Raw genomic sequence first — 19,397 nt, forward strand, 5'->3', positions numbered from 1 at the left:
GATCGGTGAGAAATTCAATAATGAATCGGCTGAGCAGGTGGTGCACCGCTTTGCCCGGATCGGAACCATCGACTTGCGCGTTGATTACCTGCGTCCTGGCGTTGGCGACCGCTTCGAGGCCACTGCGCAGGTAACCCGCCTGGGCGGACGGATTGCCTCCACGCAAATGTCCCTGCTCGATCAGGAAGGCCTGGTGATTGCCACCGGTGCTGCTGCCTACGTGGTCAGCTGAGGGCGCTTAAAGCAGGTCAGTCGGCAGGGCGGCGCGTAACACAGTCTGGGTTTCGCCACGGCGAACCCGGTTGCTCAGCCACCACAGCGCGCCCTTCTTGATGCTCCAGTCGGCTTCCGCTCCTCCCAGGAGCAGCGCGGCAAGGCGGCCCAGGCTGGGTTGGTGGCCAATGATCAAGGTGGCACCTGCGGCGGTTGGCCAACCCGAGGCAGCGATCAATTCTGAAACGCAGGCTTCGGGGCCGATGCGGCGGATGGTTTCAAAAGGCAGGCTGAGGGCTGCCGCAGTCTGTTGGGTGCGTACTGCCGGGCTGACCAGAATGCGCATGTCCTTGGGGGCATTGTGCTTGATCCATTCCGCCATTTGTCTGGCCTGACGCTGGCCGCGCTCGGTCAGCGGGCGGTTCAGATCATCACTCCCTTCTTCAGCTTCGGCATGGCGCCACAGCAGCAATTCCATCGCAAGACTCGCAAAAAAGCGGCATCTTAGCGCGATGAAATTACATTGAGATTAAATTTTCTACTGCTGCCAGTACCTGCACGGCCAATCATCGTCTCCAGGCCGGAACCGTCGACAGCCAAGGGTATAATTCCCGGCCAACGATTAGAACGTCTCTGGATAGACCATGCTTTTTTCTCCCCGCCGAATTCTTCCCCTGTGTTTTCTGATGCTTGCCCCGCTGCACGCAGTGCTGGCGCAAACCCCGGCCGCTGTGCAAATGCCGGTGCCGCCGACGGTCGCCGCCAAGTCCTGGTTGCTGCTGGAAATGGGCTCCGGGCAGACCCTGACGGCTGAAAAGCCTGATGAACGCCTGGAGCCAGCCTCACTGACCAAGCTGATGACGGCCTACCTGACCTTCTCGGCGATTCGTCAGAAGACGTTGGGGCTGCAACAGCCTTTGCCGGTTTCCCAGAGGGCCTGGAAGACCGGCGGCTCGAAAATGTTCATCAAGGTCGACACGCAAGTGCCGGTTGAAGATCTGATCAAGGGGATGATCGTTCAGTCTGGCAATGATGCTTGTGTTGCGCTGGCCGAGGGGATTGCCGGTAGCGAAGAAAACTTTGCCCAGTTGATGAATCGCGAGGCTCAGCGGTTGGGCATGAAGGCGTCGAGCTTCCGCAATTCGACTGGCCTGCCTGACCCCAATCACTATACGACTGCCCGTGATCTGTCGCTTCTCGCCGCTGCGCTGATTCGCGATTTCCCCGAGGAGTACAAGAAGTACTACTCGATGAAGGAATTCCGCTACAACAACATCACCCAGCCCAACCGCAACCGTCTGCTTTTCATTGATCCCACGGTTGATGGTGTCAAGACCGGCCATACCGATGCCGCCGGTTATTGCCTGATTTCTTCGGCATTGCGCGACAAGCGTCGCCTGTTGTCGGTGGTGCTTGGCACCAGTTCCGACAGCGCCCGCGCCTCCGAGTCGCAGAAGCTGCTCAACTGGGGCTTCCTCTCTTTCGACGGCGTGCCCCTGTACGCCAAGGATCAGGCTGTGGCCACGCCGCGTGTCTGGAAGGGCGCGCAGAGTCTGGTCAAGGCCGGGTTCAGCAGCGATCTGCTGGTCGCCTTGCCCAAGGGCTATGCTGACAAGGTCAAGAGCGAATTTGTCGCCAGCGGCCGGCTGATTGCACCGATCCAGGCCGGGCAGCAGGTTGGTACGCTCAAGGTCAGCGTCGATGGCAAGCCTTATGCCGACTATCCGGTCGCTGCGCTGGAAAGCGTGCCGGCAGCTGGCATCGTTGGGCGGACCATTGACGGCGTCAAACTCTGGTTTAACTAAGCTTACCCTCAGCCGGGAGTCCCCATGAGCCCCTACGTTGCCGATCCGATTTACCTCAATGGTCGCTTCCTGCCCCTGGCAGAAGCCGGCGTCTCGCCGCTCGACCGGGGCTTTCTCTACGGCGATGGGGTCTATGAGGTGATCCCGGTCTATTCGCGGCGCGCTTTCCGTCTCGACGAGCACCTCGCGCGTTTGCAGGCGACGCTGAAGGGCATTGCCTTGCCCAACCCGCTCCCGCTCGACGCCTGGCGCGGGGTGGTTGAACAACTGATCGCCGCCGCGCCCTGGGACGATCAGTCGATCTACCTGCAGGTCACGCGCGGCGCTGACAACAAGCGCGACCACGCCTTTCCGTCGCCCGCAGTGCCGCCAACGGTCTTCGCCTACGCCGGCCCGCTGGTGACGCCCGATGCGGCCACCCGCGCCAGCGGCGTGGCGGCGATCACGGTGCCTGATCTGCGCTGGTCGCGTTGCGACCTCAAAGTCATCTCCCTGCTGCCCAATGTGCTGGCCCGCCAACTGGCGGTGGCACAGGGCTGTGCCGAAGCCTTGCTGATTCGCGACGGTTACCTCAAGGAAGGTGCGGCATCGAACATTTTCGTCGTGCGCGACGGTGTGTTGCTGGCCCCACCCAAAACTCACCTGATGCTACCCGGCATCACCTACGACGTGATCCTCGAACTCGCCGAACGCCACGGTCAACCGCTGGAAATCCGCGAAATCAGCGAAGCGGAACTTCGCGGCGCCGACGAGGTCTGGATGACGTCTTCGACCAAGGAAGTCCTGCCGATTGTCACGCTTGACGGCCGGCCGGTCGGCTCCGGCGTTCCCGGGCCACTCGCCGCCCAGATGTGGCAGTACTACCAGGACTTCAAGAACTCCGTAATGCGTCAGGCCTGAACCCTGGCGGAACAGAAAGACCCATGGCTGAACAACCTGAAACCCTGCTCGAATTTCCCTGCAACTTCCCGCTCAAGATCATGGGCAAGGCCGATGATCAACTGGCGCAAGTCGTCCTTGAAATCGTCACCCGGCATGCCCCGGGCTTTGACGGCGCGACCATGGAAATGCGCGCCAGCTCGGGCGGCAAGTACGTCGGTTTGACCTGCACCGTGGTGGCCACCTCCAAGCCGCAGCTCGATGCGCTGTATCTGGAGTTGACCGCGCATCCGCTGGTCAAGGTCGTTCTCTAAGCCGGCCCGGCCAGCGTGGAGCAGCCAGCCGCCGGCGGCCCGCCGCCATTGATCGTCAAGCGCCTCGGGCGGGTTGAGTACGAGCCGACCTTTGCCGCGATGCAGGCGTTCACCGCCAGTCGCGACGAGCACACCCCGGACGAGTTGTGGATCGTCGAACATCCGCCGGTCTATACCCTGGGCCAGGCCAGCAAGCCCGAGCACCTGCTGCGCGATAACGGCATCCCAAGAGTCCAGATCGACCGGGGCGGCCAAGTCACCTACCACGGCCCCGGCCAAGTAGTGATTTACCTGCTGCTCGATCTGCACCGGCGCAAGATCAAGGTGCGCGAACTGGTGACCGCCATCGAGCAGGCGGTGATCGACCTGCTCGCCGTCCACGGCGTCAGTGCCGAGCGCCGAGACGGCGCGCCCGGCGTCTATGTCGGCGCCGCCAAGATCGCCGCCCTCGGCCTGCGCATCCGCAACGGCCGCTCCTACCACGGGGTCTCGCTCAACGTCGATATGGACCTCACCCCCTTTGCCGCAATCAATCCCTGCGGCTACCCCGGTCTGCAGGTCATCCAGACCCGCGACCTGAATCTTCCGCTCACCGCTCACGAGGCCGGCGAGCAGCTTTGCCAACACCTGCTACAGCAACTGGAACCCCATCATGGCTGACGACAACTCCGCAGACCGCAGCGCCAAACCAAAGACCGCCAAGGAAGCCGGCGTCAAACAAAAAGGCGAACTGAAGACGGCGCGTATCCCGATCAAGATCGTCCCGGTCGACACCCCGCTGAAAAAGCCGGACTGGATTCGGGTCAAGGCCGGCAACAGCGCCGGCCGCTTCGGCGAAATCAAGTCGATGCTGCGCGAGAGGAAGCTGCACACTGTCTGCGAAGAAGCCACCTGCCCCAACATCGGCGAGTGTTTCGGGCGCGGCACCGCCACCTTCATGATCCTCGGCGACATCTGCACCCGCCGCTGCCCCTTCTGCGACGTTGGCCACGGCCAGCCGCTGCCGCCCAACCCCAACGAGCCGCAGGAACTCGCCGAGTCGGTTGCCGCGCTCAAGCTGCGTTATGTGGTGATTACCAGCGTCGACCGTGACGATCTGCGCGACGGTGGTGCCCAGCACTTCGTCGACGTCATCCGCGCCGTCCGCGCCGCCTCGCCGACCACCACCATCGAAACCCTGGTCCCCGATTTCCGTGGGCGCATGGACGTGGCACTCGACATCCTCGGCCAGGCCCTGCCCGACGTGCTCAACCACAACATGGAAACCGTGCCGCGCCTCTACAAACAGGCCCGCCCCGGCGCCGACTACGCCCACTCGCTGGAGTTTCTCAAGCAGTTCAAGGCCCGCTACCCGCAGGTCAACACCAAATCCGGCCTGATGGTCGGCCTCGGCGAAGAAGACCCCGAAATCCTCGACGTCATGCGCGACCTGCGCGCCCACGACGTGGACATGCTGACCATCGGCCAGTACCTCGCCCCCTCCGGCCACCACCTGCCGGTCAGCCGCTACGTCCATCCCGACGTGTTCAAGATGTACGAAAACGAAGCCAAAGCCATGGGCTTCTCCGGCGCCGCCTGCGCGCCGATGGTCCGCTCGTCGTATTGGGCAGATCAGCAGGCGCACAACGCCGGAGTTTGATTGCTTCGATCAAGGCCGCTGCCGGGCTCGTTCCGGTCCCGGCTTGAGGAAAAAAGCCTGTTTTCACGGTCGACCGTGGAAATGGGCTTTTTTGCTGTTGGCGGGGTTGCCGGTAGGCCTTGAGCCTGGGGTCCCGGCTGTGGGCTGGTGCGATTGCTTTGAGGCTGTTTTCCGCCGTTGACCGGCGGGCGTACTTTTCTTGTCTTGCCAAGAAAAGTAGCCAAAAGAAGGCGCGCCCACTGCGGCGCCCGGCTGCGCCGGGTGCTCTGCGCTGCTCGACGCCGCAGAGGGCCGGGGAAACCGTCGCGAATTTACGGTCGACCGTAAAAATGGGCGGTTTTCAGGTTGACCGTGGGAATGGTTTTTTGCGGGTTTCGGTTTGCGGGAGTGGCGGTAGGGCCTGACCTTGGCGGTCGGCTTGTTTGATTGATTTGAGGCCGCTTTCCGCCGTTGACCGGCGGGCGTACTTTTCTTGTCTTGCCAAGAAAAGTAGCCAAAAGAAGGCGCGCCCACTGCGGCGTCCGGCTACGCCGGGTGCTCTGCGCTGCTCGGGAGTGCGGGCGGTTCGCATGAACTCGCCTGCGGCTCAAACAATGCGAACCGACACCCCCCGCCCGCCCTGCGCTGCTCGACGCCGCAGAGGGCTGAGGGAAAAACGTCTCGAATTCACGGTCGACCGTAGAAAATAGCGTTTTTGCCGGTCGACCGTAAAAGTCGATATTTTTTTGAGCAAACTAATCCGTTGCGACGCCTTTGGGTCCCATGTGGAGCGCCGAGCAACGCAGGCGGGCCGGGGGGGCGGCGAGGACTGTTTGAGGCCCGCAGGGCCGAGTTCCGCAGCCGCCCGGCTCGGCGAGTAGCGCAGGGGAGTCGGCGCAGCCGACCGCGTAGCCTGGGTCGCCTTTTAGCTGCGCTAGCAATAGCCTTTGGCTACTTTCTTTTGGCGAAGCACAAGAAAGTACGCCCGCGCGTCAGGCGCGGAACCCAGCGGTAAAGCCAACGGCAAAAAACTGCCACCCTGGCTGACGAAACCCACATGACTGATCCTGCCCGGCAGGCGAGCGATCAGCCGTGAGCTCTCGCCAAACGACTGGCGAGCCACCCCTCCGTCAATACGCCCGCAAAGTCCTGACCTTGCCTCGGCAAACCTCATCCAGACATTCCCGCAGTTCCTCGATATCCGGCTTGCGCCGGGAGTGGAAGCGCAGGGTCGGGTAGCCGGCGCTGCGGGTGATGGCGTCGCGGGCGAGGTCGCGTTCGAGGCTGTGGGTACGGTCGTCGAGTTCGACGATGGCGATGATTTCCAGCGTGTCGGCGGCGCAGAGCAGGAAGTCGACGTGTTTTTGCGCGAAGGTGGCGCGGGCGGCGGCGTAGCGTTTGCCAGTTTCACCGGGACCGGGCTTGATGAATGCGTTCATCGCGACTTGCGGCAGGACGACGATGCCGTCGTCGGCAAAGGCGGCGCACAGGGTGTGGTAGAAGCCGAGTTCGTTGTCGGTGAGGATGGGTTTGCCGGCGTAGCTGTAGCCGTCGCTGCGTAGTAGCCAGTAGGCGAGCAGGAGCAGTAGCGGCAGTGCGAGCAGGGCCAGTTGTTGCGGCGAGAGGTCGAGGGGCATGCGGCGAGTGCGGCGGGCACCGGACCGAGAGCGGCGGCCCGGCTGGCTGCCGGGCATTGGCCGGGGTGAGCCCGGGGTTAGCCCATTTCGCAGCGGTTGCGGCCGTTTTCCTTGGCGCGGTAGAGGTTGGCGTCGGCAGTACGGAAGAGGTCGGCGATTCTACCCGAAGCCTGGGCCAGCCAGGCGCCGCCGAGCGAGGCAGTGACGATGCCCCAGTCGCCGTTTTTCTCGTGCGGCAGGCGGCGTGCGCGCAGTGTCGCCAGGACTTGTCCGGCGACCCGCTGGCAATCGTCCGCCGTGTAGCCGGGCAGGACGATGGCGAATTCCTCCCCGCCGTAGCGAGCGACGATACGGGCCGGGTTTTCGTTGCGGGTGCCGGCTTCGAGTGCCGCAGCGACGGCGCGCAGGCAGTCGTCGCCGGCCTGGTGGCCATAGTGGTCGTTGTAGCGCTTGAAATTGTCGACATCGAGCATCAGCAGACCGAATGGGGCCTGCTGCTGATTGGCTTGCGCCCAGGCTGCATCGGTCAGGCTATCCATGCGGCGGCGGTTGGCAAGGCCGGTGAGGCCGTCGCGATGGGCCATCGCCTGCAATCGCAGGTTGGCCTCGGCCAATTCGCGGCGTAGCGCGGCGATCCGGTTGAGCGCCCTCATCTTGGCCTGCAGCACGTTCTCGGGAACGGTCTTGGAGAGAAAGTCGTCAGCGCCGGCGTCGATGGCCATGACCAGATTGTCCGGGGTGTCGGACGCGGTCAGGAAGATGATCGGGGTCCATACCTGGCCGGCTTCGAGTGCCCGAATCCGGCTGGTGGCCTCGATCCCGTTCATCACCGGCATTTCGAGGTCCATCAGGACCAGGTCGGGGGCCTCGCGGCGAAAGGCTTCGACCGCCAGCTGGCCGTTTTCGGCGTGGCACACCTCGTAGCCAAAGGCGATCAGACGCGCGGTCATCAGCGCAGCGACCGCGCGCATGTCTTCTACCAGCAGGATTTTCATGGGAGGCAAGCGGCTGTTTCTTATCCCGCCCACGATAGCCGAAATGCTCCTAGGCGGAAAGCCATACCTCGGTAGGGGGTAAGCTTATTGGCGCTCGCCTTCCGGCTTGCGCGTTGGCGCCGGCGGAGCGGGCGGCTTGCCCGGCGGTGGTGGCGGGATGCCCAGTTCGGCGGCACTGCGGGGGGCGCTTGGGGGTTGGGCAGAGACGGTGGCTTTGCCTGCCGGTGCTGGAGGTTTGGCGGCAGAGGTCGGTGGAGGGGGGGGCATGGCCGGGGCGGGTGGTTGGACATAGCCGCCGGCCACCGGTTGTGCCTGCGTTTGCAGGGAACGGGCGGTTTCTGCTGCCATCGGCACGCGATGGCCTTTGGCGTACATGCACTGGATATAGGCTTGGTCGTACTGGCGTTGTGAGCCATAGCCGCTTTGCCGCGCCTGCTCGCTGCCGCTGGCGCCGCCGGCCAGCAGGCCGACGCCGGCGCCAACGGCGGCGCCGTCGCGGCCGCCGAGGGCAGCGCCGGCGACCGCACCAATCGCCGTGCCGACTGCAGCACTGCTGACTGCGGCCTCATTGGCGCGTTGCTCGGCCGATTTGCCGCCGATCAGGCGCAGTGCTTCCTCGCGGCACCAGGCATCGTCGCTGCGGAAACTGTTGAGGGTCTGGCCGCTGCCGGGCAGCGCCATCACGCTCGGTCCACTGGGCAGGCTGCTGCAGGCCCCGAGGGCAAGTACCACGGTCAACAGCGCTAACAGGCGTTTTTTCCCGGCCTTCATCTCATTGCTCCTGCGGCAGCACGCGCAACCATTCTTCCGGGCAGTTCGGCACATGCGGGTAATAGGCCTTGCTGCTCGGGCAGTAGTACCAGTATTGCTGTACCGGTGGTGCAGGTGGTGCGCTGACTGGCGGGGTGCGCTCGACATAGACCGGCGGCGCCTCCTGGCGAATCACGATGGGCGGCTGATAGATCACCGGCGGCGCGGTGTACCAGGGCTGCCAGAAGGGGTTGTAGTAACTCGGGCCGTAATACGGGCCAAAGGCGGGGCCGACATTGACCCCGATGCCGAACTGCACGCGCGGGCGATGCGCCCAGGCGGGCGTGGCTGCCGTTACGGCCAAGAGCAGGGCGCAAAGGCCCAGGCGACAGAGGTGCCGGGCGGAAGGAACAACAGAAAAGAGAGGCATGAGACGGCTCGCAAAAGCGGTGGAACCGTCTTCAAGATAGCCGAAAGTTCGGCCTTGCGGCCGAACTCTTTTGCTACAAGATGTATCGGCTGCTTACAGCAGGTTCATCTTCTTGGCGGCTTCGCGCAGTTCGGCGCGGAAGTTGGGGTGGGCAATCGCGATCAGTGCTTCGCAACGCTGCTTGGCGGTCTTGCCGCGCAGCTGGGCGACACCATGCTCGGTGACGACGTAGTTGATGTCGTTCTTGCTGGTACTGACGTGGGTGCCCGGGGTCAGCGTCGGCACGATGCGGGAAATGGCGTCGTCCTTGGCGGTCGAGGGCAGCACGATGAAGGCCTTGCCGCCGTTGGAGCGGTTGGCGGCGCGCACGAAGTCGGCCTGGCCACCGGTGCCGGAGTAGGGCTTGGAACCCAGGCTCTCGGAGCCGCACTGGCCGAGGAAGTCGATCTGCATGGTGGCGTTGATGCAGTGCAGGTTGTCGTTCTGGCCGGCCAGGTAGGGGTCGTTGGTGACATCGACCGGGTGCATTTCGAGCGACGGATTGCGGTGCATGAAGTCGTACAGTTTCTTCGAGCCGAGCGCGAAGGTGGCGAGCATCTTGCCGCGATTGACGTTCTTCTGCGAGTTGTTGACCACGCCGGCTTCAACCAGGGTCATGATGCCGTCGCCAACCATTTCGGTGTGGATACCGAGGTTGTGCTTGTTGGTCAGCTGCATCACCACTGCGTCGGGGATGCCGCCGTAGCCGATTTGCAGGGTAGCGCCGTTGGGGATCATTTCGGCGACATAGCTGCCGATGGCTTCCTGCACGGGGCCGATCTTGGGCAGGCCGACTTCGAGCAGCGGATCGCTGCTTTCGGTCAGGGCATCGACTTCGGAGATGTGGATGTGGCAGGCGCCGAAGGCGAAGGGCACGTTCGGGTTGACTTCAAGGACCACGGCACGGGCTTTTTCAATCGCGGCCATGGTGTAGTCCGGCGCCAGCGCCAGCGAGAAGTAGCCGAATTCGTCCATCGGCGATGCCATCGCGAAAACCACGTCGGCGGGGGTCAGACCACGGCGGATCAGTTGCGGCAGTTCCGAGAAGTAGGCGGGAACGAAGTCCACCCAGCCCTCCTGGCCGCCCGGACGGGTCGCGCCGCCGAAGAAATAGGCGTCGTGACGGACATGCGAGACGGTTTCCGGGTCAAGGTAGCCGTACTTGCGCAGCGGCAGGATCTGCGAAACCTTGACGTCGCGGTATTTGCGGCGGGCGTCGGACAGGGCGGTCAGCAGCGCGGGCGGCTCGCCGACGCCGGTCGGGATGACGATGGTGTCGCCATCCTTGACCACGTGAATGGCGTCGGTCGCGGACATACGCTTCTGCTGATAAAGAGCCTGGACGGACATCTTGCTTTCTCCTTGTTTTGTTTTATAAAAATCTAATATTGGCACGTCGGGTCAGCATGATAGCTGACCAAGATCAAATCTCAATGCTTGTTGCATTGCAGCAATGTCAATCGCCTGAAGCGGTCGGTGCGGCCCCCTTGCGGTTGCTGCCGGCGACCATTTCGAAACGGAACAGGCGGCATTCGAGCGGGCCGTTGTAAAGCGGCGTCTTGCGGCTTGGCTGCAGGCGGATCAGTTTGGGCAGGCGCAGGTCGGCGGTAAAGAACAGGCAGTGCCAGCCAGCCCAGTGGCGCTTCAGGGCGCTGCCCAGTTGCGGGTAGAAAGCGGCCAGTTCTTCCTGCTCGCCGATGCGCTCGCCGTAAGGGGGATTGGCCAGCAGTACGCCGGGGGCGCCGGCCGGCGGCTCGATTTCCAGCACATTGCCGTGGTCGACCGTGGCAAATTCAGCAAAGCCGGCTTCCTGCAGGTTGCGGCGGGCGGCGCGCACGGCGCGCTCGTCGAGGTCGTAACCGCAGATGGCCGCTGGCAGCGACTTCTTGACGCGAGCTTCGGCGGCACTGCGCAGGGTTGCCCATTCGAGCGCCTGGAAGGAGCGCAGGCGTTCAAAGCCGAAATGCCGGTCGAGGCCGGGGGCGCGGTCGAGCGCGATCTGCACTGCTTCGAGCAGGAAGGTGCCGCTGCCGCACATCGGGTCGACCAGCGGCTGCTCGGGCTGCCAGCCGGAGAGTTTGAGGATCGCGGCGGCGAGGTTTTCCTTGAGTGGTGCCTCGACGCTGGCACGGCGGAAACCGCGCTGCCACAGCGGCTGCCCCGAGGTGTCCAGGTAGAGTGTGCACTCACGCTCGCTGAGAAACAGGTGGATACTGACATCGGGGTGACGGGTGTCGACATTCGGGCGTTCGCCAAGGTCTTCGCGGAAGCGGTCGCAAACGGCGTCCTTGACGCGCAGGGTGACGAAATCGAGCGACTTGAGCGGTGACTTGATCGCGGTGGTGACGACGCGGATGGTGCTGCTGACCGCGAAGTGATTGGGCCACAACTGGCGCACCGCCAGCCGATAGACATCCTCTTCGCTGGTGTACGGGCCTTTGACGATGTGCCACAGGATGCGGGTGGCGAGCCGCGATTCGAGGTTGGCGCGGTAGCAGGTCGCCCATTCGCCGGAAAAGAAGACGCCGCCGTGGGTCGGCGCCACGTCTTCGCCGCCGAGGGCGGTCAGTTCGTCGGCGAGCAGGGGTTCGAGGCCGCGCGGGCAGATGGCAAAAAATTTCATGGCGTAGGCCTTCAGAAGGGCTTGAGAACAACGAGGAAGAGAACGGCGAGCAGCACCAGCACCGGGACTTCGTTATAGAAGCGGAACCAGACGTGCGAACGGGTATTGTGGCCGTTGCGGAAGGCTTGCAGCAGACGGCCGCAATGCCAGTGATAGGCGATCAGGCCGGCGACCAGCGCGGTCTTGGCGTGCAGCCAGCCGCCGCCAAAGCCGTAGCCGAACCACAGCCAGAGGCCGAGGAGCACGGCGAAGGCGGCGAGCGGGGTCATGAACTTGTAGAGCTTGCCGGCCATCAGCAGCAGGCGGTCGCGCTCGGCGACGCTGTCGGCGGGGACCATCGCCAGATTGACGAAAATGCGCGGCAGGTAGAACAGGCCGGCGAACCAGGAAATCACCATCCACAGGTGCAGGGTTTTGACGATCAGCATGGGCGAGTCGCTTGTTGAAAGATTAATCGGATGAGTTGGCTGCGGGGGCGGCGCTCAGCGCGGCGCGGGCGGCGGCAATGCCGGCCTCGACCGTCGGATAGCGCAGGCGCAGGCCGAGTTCGCGGGTCAGCCGGCGGTTGCCGATGCGCCGCGATTCGCGCATGAACGACAACTGGACTGGCGACAACTGTTGCTCGGCCTCGGCACGGCTCAGGCGCGGCGGCGGCGGCAGGGAGAAAGCGGCAGCGACGCGGTCGAAATATTCGGCCATTTTCATCTCCGAGGCATCGACCACGTTGTAGGCGCGGTTGGCGCCGCCCCGGCGCAGGGCGGCGACGCAGGCGGCGGCGAGATCGTCGGCATGGATGTGGTTGGTATACACATCGTCACGGTCGACCAGCGCTGGCGTGCCTTTTTGCAGACGTTCAAGCGGCAGGCGGTCGGCCGCGTAAATCCCGGGGGCACGCAGGATGCTGACGCTGATGCCGCAGGCCGCGCCCCATTGGCGCAAGGCCTGCTCGGCATCGACGCGGCGGCGGGCGCGGGCATTCTCCGGGCGGCAGCGCCGGGTTTCGTCGATCTCGGCGCCGGCGCAATCGCCGTAAACCCCTGTCGTGCTTACGTAAATCAGGCGCCGTGGTAGACTTTCGCGCTGCTTTTTCCCGCCGCTCAAGGCGGCCAGCAGGTTGCGCGTACGCGGGTCACGTTCGCCGTGGCCGGGCGGTGGCGCCAGGTGCAGCACGCAGTCGGCGAGGCCGGTCAGGCGCTGCAGGCTGCGCCGGTCGTCGAGGTCGCCGCGCAGCGGCATCGCGCCGGCGGCCCGCCAGGCTGCGGCCTGGGCCGGATCGCGCACCAGCGCATAAACGCGGGCGCGGCGGTGAAGCAGGGAGAGGATGCGGCGGGCAACGTCCCCGCTGCCGACGATCAGGATTTTTTGCATCTCGGCATTTTAGCCGAGCCTATAGGGGAACAAGAGGAAGCCATGAGCTATCAAGTCACTGTCCAGCCAAGCGGCCGCCAGTTTACGGTTGAGGCCGAAGAAACCCTGCTCGATGCCGCCCTGCGCCAGGGCCTGACGTTGCCCTACGGCTGCAAGGACGGCGCTTGCGGCGCCTGTCGCGGCAAGGTGCTGTGCGGCGAAGTCGACCACGGCAAGGCGCAGCCGCACGCGCTGAGCGATGCCGACAAGGCCGCAGGGACCACACTGTTCTGCTGTGCGACGGCGCGCAGCGACCTGAGCATCGAATGCAAGCAGGTCGGCGCCGCCCGCGACATCCCGGTCAAGACCCTGCCGGCGCGGATCGAGCAGCTCAACCGGCTGGCCGCCGACGTGATCGAACTCAAGCTGCGCCTGCCGGCCAACGAGCGCCTGCAGTTCTGGGCCGGCCAATATGTCGACATCCTGCTCAAGGATGGCAGGAAGCGCAGCTTCTCGCTGGCCAACGCGCCGCACGACGACGCCCTGCTGCAACTGCACATCCGCCACGTGCCGGGCGGTGCCTTTACCGATCCGCTGTTCTCGACCATGAAGGTCAAGGACATTCTGCGCCTCAACGGGCCGCACGGCAGTTTCTACCTGCGCGAGGAATCGACCAAACCGGCGATCCTGCTGGCCGGTGGCACCGGCTTTGCGCCGATCAAGGCCATTGTCGAACACGCGCTGGCGGAAAACTGCCAGCGCCCGCTCTACATCTACTGGGGCGCCCGCGCCCGTGCCGACCTCTATCTGCCGGAGCTGCCGGCGAGCTGGGCGACAGCGCACGCGCACGTCAGCTACGTGCCGGTACTCTCCGAGCCGGCGGCTGGCGATGCCTGGGATGGCCGCACCGGTTTCGTGCACCGCGCGGTGCTCGCCGATTTTGCCGACCTCTCGGGCTTCCAGGTCTATGCCTGCGGCGCGCCGGTGATGATCGACGCCGCCCGCCAGGACTTCGTCGCCGCCGGCTTGCCGGAAGAAGAGTTTTTCGCCGACTCCTTCACCTTCGCCGCCAACTGATTTTCTCTCTGCTCCCGGTCCTTGCACCGGGGGGGCAGGCAAAAAAGCCGGAATTCACGGTCGACCGTGAATTCCGGCTTTTTCTCATTCAGGAAAGAACAGGGGCTTGCCCGTGGCGAGAGCGATGCTGGCCTGTCGGCGAAGGGCGGATGGCTCGGTAGCGAGCGGCGAGGCGTTGGCGTCAGGAGCGGGAGCTCCCGGCAGGTGCGTCGGCAACGCCAGTCCAGGCGCTGGGCCGGTCCGGGGCCGCGTCGAGGCTGCGGACCGGGCCGCTTCCCGTCGGCTTCCCGCTGGTGCCCCGTGGTGCGGGGCGGGGTGATACGGTGCTGCGGGCCGCTTCAGCGCCGCTGGCCGAGGGCGGCGAGGAACTCGTTGCGCAATTGTTCGCTGGTGGCGAATTCGCCGGCAAAGGCCTGGGTCACCACCCGTTCGTCGCCGCGCCGGTCTTCGCCGAGCAGCAGGCACAGCTGCTCGGCCTCGATCACGCAGGCGGCACCGGCAGCCTGGCCGTGGATGACCAGCGCGTCGGCAATGTCGCGGGTCATCCATTCCTGGTAGGTGAAGCGGTGGCCGATCGCGTCGACCATCCGCGCGATGCGGCCGAAACCATGCAGGCGGCCGCCGGGCCGGTAGGCAACGTGGGCAACGCCGCGAAACGGCACCAGATGGTGCGGGCAGACGCCATGCACGGCGATGCCGCGAATCACCACCAGATCCTGGCGTTCGTCGGCGAAACCTTCGCCGAGCGCGGCGGCCGGGTCGAGGTCGTAGCCGCCGAGCAGGCGCTTTTGCCATAGCTCGCGCACCCGCTGTGCGGTGCGCCCCATGTGCGGTGAATCGGCGGCAATGCCGCAGGCTGCGAGCAGGTCGCCGATGGCGGTTTCGAAGGCGCCCGGGTCGAAGCTGCCGGCGCGGGGAATGCCGATCTCGTCGCGGGGGCGGGGCTGGTCGTGGTCGTCGCAGATCATGGGCGGAGGCTCGGGTGGGGGCGGGAAAAAGGCCAAACGGCGGGGTTGACCGTGGCCATGGCGAAAGGTTTGGGCGGGCGGGGCAGTCCGGGCGGCGCCGCCCTCAAGCAGCGCCCCCGGGCTGACGAGTTTAGCGGTCCTCGCCCTTCTCTGTCTTTTCTGCCTTGTTTTCCTGCAGCTGCCGGCGGTAATGCGCCGGGGCCATGCCGGTCCAGTCGACGAAGGCGCGGTAGAAGGCCGAGGTGTCGGCGTAGCCGAGGTCGGCGGCGAGCTGGGCAATCGAGTCGTCGCTCTTGGCCAGCCGCGCCAGTGCCAGATCGCGGCGCAGCGCGTCCTTGATCCCGCGGAAGCTCGAACCTTCTTCTTCCAGCCGGCGGTGCAGGCTGCGCCCGGAAAGATGCAGGCGGCCGGCAATTTCTTCCAGCGACAGGGTCGCCGGCAGGGCGGCGCGCAGCAGGTCGCGGACGCGGATCACCATTTCCCGGTCGCGCCGGTAGAGCGTGGTGATCTTGCCCGGCGCGCCGTCGAGAAAGGCGGTCAGCGCCGCTTCGTCGCGGCGGATCGGCAGTTCGAGCAGATTGGCGTTGAAGCTCGCAACCAGCGTACCCATGCCGCCCGGCACGGTCGGCGCAAAGCGCGAATCTTCGGTGAAGATCAGCGGATAGTCGGCGGCATGCGGCGGCCGCCGGTAGGGGAAGACCACGCTGTCGAGGCCGAGGCCGCGCCCGGCCAGCCAGCAGGCCAGGCCGTGCAGCAGGCGCAGCAGCCATTCAAAAGCGAAAACCCGCCCGGGATCGTCGGGGTGCTCGGCAAGATGCCGGGTTTCGGCAATCACCAGTTCGGCGCGGCCTTGCTGGCGGCGAATGCTGACCGCCAGATCGGGCAGGACCAGTTTCAGGAAACGGCAGGCGCGGGCCAGCGCTTCGGCCAGGGTCGGTGCGCTGAGTACGCTGCGGCAGAGAAATTCAAAGCTTCCCGGCGGCATTGGCTGCGAGAACAGGGCGAAGCCTTCGTCATGCAGCTGGCCGGTCGCGCGGTTGTACAGCGCGGCATAACTGGCAATCGGTACGCGGCTGGCGGGGTCTGCAAGGTCGATCCCGCTATTACGCAGCAAGGCGGTGCAATCCTCGCCACGGCGCTGCATTCCGGCGAGCATTCCGGTCACGAAGCCCATCGAAACCGTTGCTTTGGTGCGTTGCAGCATTTTTTGCCCTGTAAACAAGTTGACCGTGGCAGCTTAACAGGTTGGCGGAATTTGCACGATGGGCGGCATTCGCCACAATGGTGCAAGGGATAAAGCGGCCTAACATGCGGTTCTGCTTTCAACTCATCTCTCTCGACTGGAGTTGCCATGACCGATCTTTCCGTTGCCAAGAAACTGGCGCCGTACAAGCCCAAGAACAAGGTCCGTTTCGTTACCGCCGCTTCGCTGTTCGACGGTCACGATGCGTCGATCAACATCATGCGCCGCATCCTGCAATCGACCGGCTCCGAAGTGATCCACCTCGGCCATAACCGCTCGGTGCAGGAAATCGTCAACGCCGCGCTGCAGGAAGACGCCCAAGGCATCTGCATCACTTCCTACCAGGGCGGCCACGTCGAGTTCTTCAAGTACATGATCGACCTGCTGAAGGCCAACGGCGGCGAGAACATCAAGGTCTTCGGCGGCGGCGGCGGTGTCATCGTGCCGGCCGAAATCCGCGAACTGCACGCTTACGGCGTGACCCGCATCTACGCGCCGGAAGACGGCGTCAAGATGGGCCTGCAAGGGATGATCAACGACGTCGTCGAGAAGTCCGACTACAACGTCGCCAACGAAGGCGTGCCCAGCGCCGAGCAAGTGCTGGCCGGGCTCAAGGCCGGCGACCGCCGCCTGCTGGCGCGGGTCATCACCCTGCTCGAAAACGGCGCCGCGCCGGAACTCAAGGAGCCGCTGCTCAAGGCCGCTGCCGCGACCGAAATTCCGGTCCTCGGCATCACCGGCACCGGCGGCGCCGGCAAGTCCTCGCTGACTGACGAAATCGTCCGTCGCTTCCGCCTTGATCAGGAAGACAGCGTCAAGATCGGCCTGATTTCCATCGACCCGTCGCGCAAGCGCACTGGCGGCGCCCTGCTTGGCGACCGCATCCGGATGAACGCGATTGAGCATCCGAACGTCTTCATGCGTTCGCTGGCCACCCGCGACACCGGCTCCGAAATTTCCGCCGCGCTGCCGGAAGTGATCGCCGCCTGCAAACTGGCCGGCTTCGATCTGGTGATCGTCGAAACCTCCGGCATTGGCCAGGGCGACGCCGCCATCGTGCCCTTCGTCGATGTCTCGATGTACGTGATGACTCCCGAATTCGGCGCTGCCTCGCAGCTGGAAAAGATCGACATGCTCGACTTTGCCGACTTCGTCGCGATCAACAAGTTCGACCGTAAAGGCGCAGAAGATGCGCTGCGCGACGTGCGCAAGCAATACCAGCGCAACCGCGAAGCCTTCAACCAGCCGACCGATGACATGCCGGTCTTCGGCACCATGGCTGCCCGCTTCAACGACGACGGCGTCACCGCGCTGTACCAGGCGCTGGTTCCGGCGCTGACCGCCAAGGGGCTCAAGCTCAAGGGCGGCAAGCTGCCGCTGGTCACCGTCAAGCAGTCGTCGGCCAGCCGCGCCATCGTCCCGACCGCCCGCGTCCGCTACCTGGCCGAGATCGCCGACAGCGTCCGTGGCTACCACGCGCACACTGAACAGCAGGTCAAGATTGCCCGCGAACGTCAGTCGCTGCGCATCGCCAAAAACATTTTTGCCGGTTGCGACAAGTCGACCGTGGATTTCGACGAAATGCAGGCCTACAAGGATGGCGAGCAGGATGCCAAGGCCAAGAAGCTGCTCGACATGTGGCCGCAAACGCTGGAAGCCTATTCCGGCGACGAATACGTGGTGAAGATCCGCGACAAGGAAATCCGCACCAAGCTGACCACCGAATCGCTGTCCGGCACCAAGATCCGCAAGGTGATCCTGCCCAAGTACACCGACGACGGCGAAATCCTGCGCTTCCTGATGAAGGAAAACGTCCCCGGCTCCTTCCCCTACACCGCTGGCGTCTTCGCCTTCAAGCGCGAAGGCGAAGACCCGACCCGGATGTTCGCCGGCGAAGGCGATGCCTTCCGCACCAACCGCCGCTTCAAGAAGGTCTCCGAGGGCATGCCGGCACACCGCCTGTCGACTGCTTTCGATTCGGTCACGCTGTACGGCTGCGACCCTGACGAGCGCCCGGACATCTACGGCAAGATCGGTAACTCCGGCGTCTCGATTGCGACGCTGGACGACATGAAGGTGCTTTACGACGGTTTCGACCTGGTTTGCCCGACCACCTCGGTGTCGATGACCATCAACGGCCCGGCGCCGATCATCCTGGCCTGCTTCTTCAACACCGCCATCGATCAGCAGATCGCCAAGTTCAAGGCCGACAACGGTCGCGAGCCGACCGAGGACGAAGCCGAAAAGATCCGCGAATGGGTGCTCAAGTCGGTGCGCGGCACCGTCCAGGCCGACATTCTCAAGGAAGATCAGGGCCAGAACACCTGCATCTTCTCGACCGAGTTCGCGCTCAAGATGATGGGTGACATTCAGGAATTCTTCGTCCATAACCAGGTGCAGAACTTCTACTCGGTGTCGATCTCCGGCTATCACATTGCCGAAGCCGGTGCGAACCCGATCAGCCAGCTCGCCTTCACGCTGGCCAACGGCTTCACCTATGTCGAGTCCTATCTGGCGCGCGGCATGCATATTGACGATTTCGCGCCCAACCTGTCCTTCTTCTTCTCCAACGGCATGGACCCGGAGTATTCGGTGATCGGCCGCGTTGCCCGCCGTATCTGGGCGGTGGCGATGAAGAACAAGTACGGCGCCAACGAGCGCAGCCAGAAGCTGAAGTACCACATCCAGACCTCCGGCCGTTCGCTGCACGCGCAGGAAATGGACTTCAACGACATCCGCACCACGCTGCAGGCGCTGATCGCGATCTACGACAACTGCAACTCGCTGCACACCAACGCCTACGACGAAGCGATCACCACCCCGACCGAGGAATCGGTGCGCCGCGCGATGGCGATCCAACTGATCATCAACCGCGAATGGGGTGTCTCGAAGAACGAAAACCCGAACCAGGGCGCTTTCGTGATCGATGAGCTGACCGATCTGGTCGAAGAAGCCGTGCTCAAGGAATTCGAAGCCATCGCCTCGCGCGGCGGCGTGCTCGGCGCGATGGAAACCGGCTACCAGCGCGGCAAGATCCAGGAAGAGTCGATGTACTACGAGCACAAGAAGCACGACGGCTCCTACCCGATCATCGGCGTCAATACCTTCCTCAACCCGAAGGGCATGGCGCAGCAGGAAATCGAACTGGCCCGTTCGAGCGAGGAAGAAAAGCAGTCGCAAATCCAGCGTCTGCGCGACTTCCAGGCCCGCAATGCGGACCAGGCACCGGCCATGCTGGACAAGCTGAAGCAGACCGTGATCGACAACGGCAACGTCTTCGCCGTGCTGGTCGAGGCGGTGAAGTACTGCTCGCTCGGCCAGATCAGCTCGGCGCTGTACGAAGTCGGTGGCCAGTATCGCCGCAGCATGTAAGCGACAATAAAGGAGCGCAGCAACCCGAACCCTAAGGGGTGGAGGAGCCAAAACGACGGCGGGGCCAAGACCCCGCCGTTTTCTTTG

At 64.4% G+C, this 19,397-nt stretch carries 19 protein-coding genes (1 of these 19 only partly in view); 8 read left to right on the plus strand and 11 right to left on the minus strand.

The features are described from left to right. A protein-coding gene (locus tag VX159_RS01355; RefSeq protein WP_371324195.1) for a thioesterase family protein crosses the window boundary here: on the plus strand, positions 1–232 show its 3' end. It extends 284 nt beyond the left edge of the window; only the last 232 of its 516 coding nucleotides appear in the window; its start codon lies beyond the left edge, outside the window; its stop codon occupies positions 230–232. A 6-nt stretch (positions 233–238) separates the two neighbouring features. On the opposite strand, the gene VX159_RS01360 is transcribed toward VX159_RS01355, so the two are convergent. Then, complete coding sequence (locus VX159_RS01360) at positions 239–691, minus strand: histidine phosphatase family protein (protein ID WP_371324196.1); 453 nt, start codon at positions 689–691, stop codon at positions 239–241. Positions 692–899: 208 nt separating this feature from the next. Here VX159_RS01360 and VX159_RS01365 point away from each other — a divergent pair, with 208 nt between their 5' ends. The 5 genes from VX159_RS01365 to lipA are packed head-to-tail and all read left to right on the plus strand — an operon-like array spanning position 900 to position 4,850. Then, positions 900–2,018 carry a D-alanyl-D-alanine carboxypeptidase family protein gene (locus VX159_RS01365; RefSeq protein WP_371324197.1) on the plus strand — a complete coding sequence of 373 codons (1,119 nt, stop codon included), beginning with the start codon at positions 900–902 and terminating at the stop codon, positions 2,016–2,018. Between the two features lie 24 nt (positions 2,019–2,042). Beyond that, positions 2,043–2,918, plus strand: a complete 876-nt coding sequence (locus VX159_RS01370) for a D-amino acid aminotransferase (protein WP_371324198.1) — start codon at positions 2,043–2,045, stop codon at positions 2,916–2,918. Between the two features lie 23 nt (positions 2,919–2,941). Then, positions 2,942–3,211: a YbeD family protein gene (locus tag VX159_RS01375; protein ID WP_371324199.1), complete on the plus strand. Its 270-nt coding sequence runs from the start codon at positions 2,942–2,944 to the stop codon at positions 3,209–3,211. A 15-nt stretch (positions 3,212–3,226) separates the two neighbouring features. Further along, on the plus strand, positions 3,227–3,871 hold the full coding sequence (lipB, locus tag VX159_RS01380; protein WP_371324200.1) for a lipoyl(octanoyl) transferase LipB: 645 nt from the start codon (positions 3,227–3,229) through the stop codon (positions 3,869–3,871). Next, entirely contained in the window at positions 3,864–4,850 is a 987-nt protein-coding gene (gene lipA, locus VX159_RS01385; RefSeq protein WP_371324201.1) for a lipoyl synthase, read from the plus strand. The genes lipB and lipA overlap by 8 nt, the downstream gene beginning before the upstream one ends. 1,109 nt (positions 4,851–5,959) lie before the next feature. Here lipA and VX159_RS01390 read toward each other — a convergent pair. The 8 genes from VX159_RS01390 to VX159_RS01425 all read right to left on the minus strand — a co-directional run bounded on the left by VX159_RS01390 (position 5,960) and on the right by VX159_RS01425 (position 12,671). After that, on the minus strand, positions 5,960–6,466 hold the full coding sequence (locus tag VX159_RS01390) for a DUF2726 domain-containing protein (RefSeq protein ID WP_371324202.1): 507 nt from the start codon (positions 6,464–6,466) through the stop codon (positions 5,960–5,962). Between the two features lie 77 nt (positions 6,467–6,543). Continuing rightward, positions 6,544–7,461, minus strand: coding sequence for a diguanylate cyclase domain-containing protein (locus VX159_RS01395; protein WP_371324203.1), 918 nt, complete (start codon positions 7,459–7,461; stop codon positions 6,544–6,546). An 84-nt stretch (positions 7,462–7,545) separates the two neighbouring features. Then, positions 7,546–8,232: a YMGG-like glycine zipper-containing protein gene (locus VX159_RS01400; RefSeq protein ID WP_371324204.1), complete on the minus strand. Its 687-nt coding sequence runs from the start codon at positions 8,230–8,232 to the stop codon at positions 7,546–7,548. 1 nt (position 8,233) lies between these two features. Beyond that, positions 8,234–8,641 carry a hypothetical protein gene (locus VX159_RS01405; protein WP_371324205.1) on the minus strand — a complete coding sequence of 136 codons (408 nt, stop codon included), beginning with the start codon at positions 8,639–8,641 and terminating at the stop codon, positions 8,234–8,236. 93 nt (positions 8,642–8,734) lie between these two features. Continuing rightward, positions 8,735–10,030 carry an acetyl-CoA hydrolase/transferase family protein gene (locus VX159_RS01410; protein WP_371324206.1) on the minus strand — a complete coding sequence of 432 codons (1,296 nt, stop codon included), beginning with the start codon at positions 10,028–10,030 and terminating at the stop codon, positions 8,735–8,737. A 106-nt stretch (positions 10,031–10,136) separates the two neighbouring features. Then, complete coding sequence (locus VX159_RS01415; RefSeq protein WP_371324207.1) at positions 10,137–11,303, minus strand: class I SAM-dependent RNA methyltransferase; 1,167 nt, start codon at positions 11,301–11,303, stop codon at positions 10,137–10,139. A gap of 11 nt (positions 11,304–11,314) precedes the next feature. Next, positions 11,315–11,731 (minus strand): CopD family protein, encoded by a 417-nt coding sequence (locus VX159_RS01420; RefSeq protein WP_371324208.1) that lies wholly within the window; start codon positions 11,729–11,731, stop codon positions 11,315–11,317. Positions 11,732–11,753: 22 nt separating this feature from the next. Continuing rightward, positions 11,754–12,671 (minus strand): SDR family oxidoreductase, encoded by a 918-nt coding sequence (locus tag VX159_RS01425; protein ID WP_371324209.1) that lies wholly within the window; start codon positions 12,669–12,671, stop codon positions 11,754–11,756. A gap of 42 nt (positions 12,672–12,713) precedes the next feature. Between VX159_RS01425 and VX159_RS01430 the strand changes: the two genes are divergently transcribed. Continuing rightward, on the plus strand, positions 12,714–13,727 hold the full coding sequence (locus tag VX159_RS01430; protein ID WP_371324210.1) for a CDP-6-deoxy-delta-3,4-glucoseen reductase: 1,014 nt from the start codon (positions 12,714–12,716) through the stop codon (positions 13,725–13,727). 338 nt (positions 13,728–14,065) lie between these two features. Here VX159_RS01430 and folE read toward each other — a convergent pair whose 3' ends face one another. Both folE and VX159_RS01440 read right to left on the minus strand, forming a co-directional pair. After that, complete coding sequence (folE, locus tag VX159_RS01435; protein WP_371324211.1) at positions 14,066–14,695, minus strand: GTP cyclohydrolase I FolE; 630 nt, start codon at positions 14,693–14,695, stop codon at positions 14,066–14,068. A gap of 130 nt (positions 14,696–14,825) precedes the next feature. Beyond that, complete coding sequence (locus VX159_RS01440; protein WP_371324212.1) at positions 14,826–15,899, minus strand: AraC family transcriptional regulator; 1,074 nt, start codon at positions 15,897–15,899, stop codon at positions 14,826–14,828. Between the two features lie 147 nt (positions 15,900–16,046). On the opposite strand from VX159_RS01440, the gene icmF reads away from it, so the two are divergent. After that, positions 16,047–19,310, plus strand: coding sequence for a fused isobutyryl-CoA mutase/GTPase IcmF (gene icmF, locus VX159_RS01445; RefSeq protein ID WP_371324213.1), 3,264 nt, complete (start codon positions 16,047–16,049; stop codon positions 19,308–19,310). Positions 19,311–19,397 lie beyond the last annotated feature (87 nt).

The organism is Dechloromonas sp. ZY10 (assembly GCF_041378895.1).
GTDB classification, from domain to species: domain Bacteria; phylum Pseudomonadota; class Gammaproteobacteria; order Burkholderiales; family Rhodocyclaceae; genus Azonexus; species Azonexus aquae.

What these genes read in the sequence shown, in the direction of transcription:
- VX159_RS01390 (WP_371324202.1), bottom strand. Translation starts at nt 6,466, where the DNA reads ATGCCCCTCGACCTCTCGCCGCAACAACTGGCCCTGCTCGCACTGCCG.
- VX159_RS01425 (WP_371324209.1), bottom strand. Translation starts at nt 12,671, where the DNA reads ATGCAAAAAATCCTGATCGTCGGCAGCGGGGACGTTGCCCGCCGCATC.
- icmF (WP_371324213.1), top strand. Translation starts at nt 16,047, where the DNA reads ATGACCGATCTTTCCGTTGCCAAGAAACTGGCGCCGTACAAGCCCAAG.
- VX159_RS01430 (WP_371324210.1), top strand. Translation starts at nt 12,714, where the DNA reads ATGAGCTATCAAGTCACTGTCCAGCCAAGCGGCCGCCAGTTTACGGTT.
- VX159_RS01375 (WP_371324199.1), top strand. Translation starts at nt 2,942, where the DNA reads ATGGCTGAACAACCTGAAACCCTGCTCGAATTTCCCTGCAACTTCCCG.
- folE (WP_371324211.1), bottom strand. Translation starts at nt 14,695, where the DNA reads ATGATCTGCGACGACCACGACCAGCCCCGCCCCCGCGACGAGATCGGC.
- VX159_RS01370 (WP_371324198.1), top strand. Translation starts at nt 2,043, where the DNA reads ATGAGCCCCTACGTTGCCGATCCGATTTACCTCAATGGTCGCTTCCTG.
- VX159_RS01440 (WP_371324212.1), bottom strand. Translation starts at nt 15,899, where the DNA reads ATGCTGCAACGCACCAAAGCAACGGTTTCGATGGGCTTCGTGACCGGA.
- VX159_RS01405 (WP_371324205.1), bottom strand. Translation starts at nt 8,641, where the DNA reads ATGCCTCTCTTTTCTGTTGTTCCTTCCGCCCGGCACCTCTGTCGCCTG.
- VX159_RS01395 (WP_371324203.1), bottom strand. Translation starts at nt 7,461, where the DNA reads ATGAAAATCCTGCTGGTAGAAGACATGCGCGCGGTCGCTGCGCTGATG.
- VX159_RS01410 (WP_371324206.1), bottom strand. Translation starts at nt 10,030, where the DNA reads ATGTCCGTCCAGGCTCTTTATCAGCAGAAGCGTATGTCCGCGACCGAC.
- lipA (WP_371324201.1), top strand. Translation starts at nt 3,864, where the DNA reads ATGGCTGACGACAACTCCGCAGACCGCAGCGCCAAACCAAAGACCGCC.
- VX159_RS01365 (WP_371324197.1), top strand. Translation starts at nt 900, where the DNA reads ATGCTTGCCCCGCTGCACGCAGTGCTGGCGCAAACCCCGGCCGCTGTG.
- VX159_RS01415 (WP_371324207.1), bottom strand. Translation starts at nt 11,303, where the DNA reads ATGAAATTTTTTGCCATCTGCCCGCGCGGCCTCGAACCCCTGCTCGCC.
- VX159_RS01420 (WP_371324208.1), bottom strand. Translation starts at nt 11,731, where the DNA reads ATGCTGATCGTCAAAACCCTGCACCTGTGGATGGTGATTTCCTGGTTC.
- VX159_RS01360 (WP_371324196.1), bottom strand. Translation starts at nt 691, where the DNA reads ATGGAATTGCTGCTGTGGCGCCATGCCGAAGCTGAAGAAGGGAGTGAT.
- VX159_RS01400 (WP_371324204.1), bottom strand. Translation starts at nt 8,232, where the DNA reads ATGAAGGCCGGGAAAAAACGCCTGTTAGCGCTGTTGACCGTGGTACTT.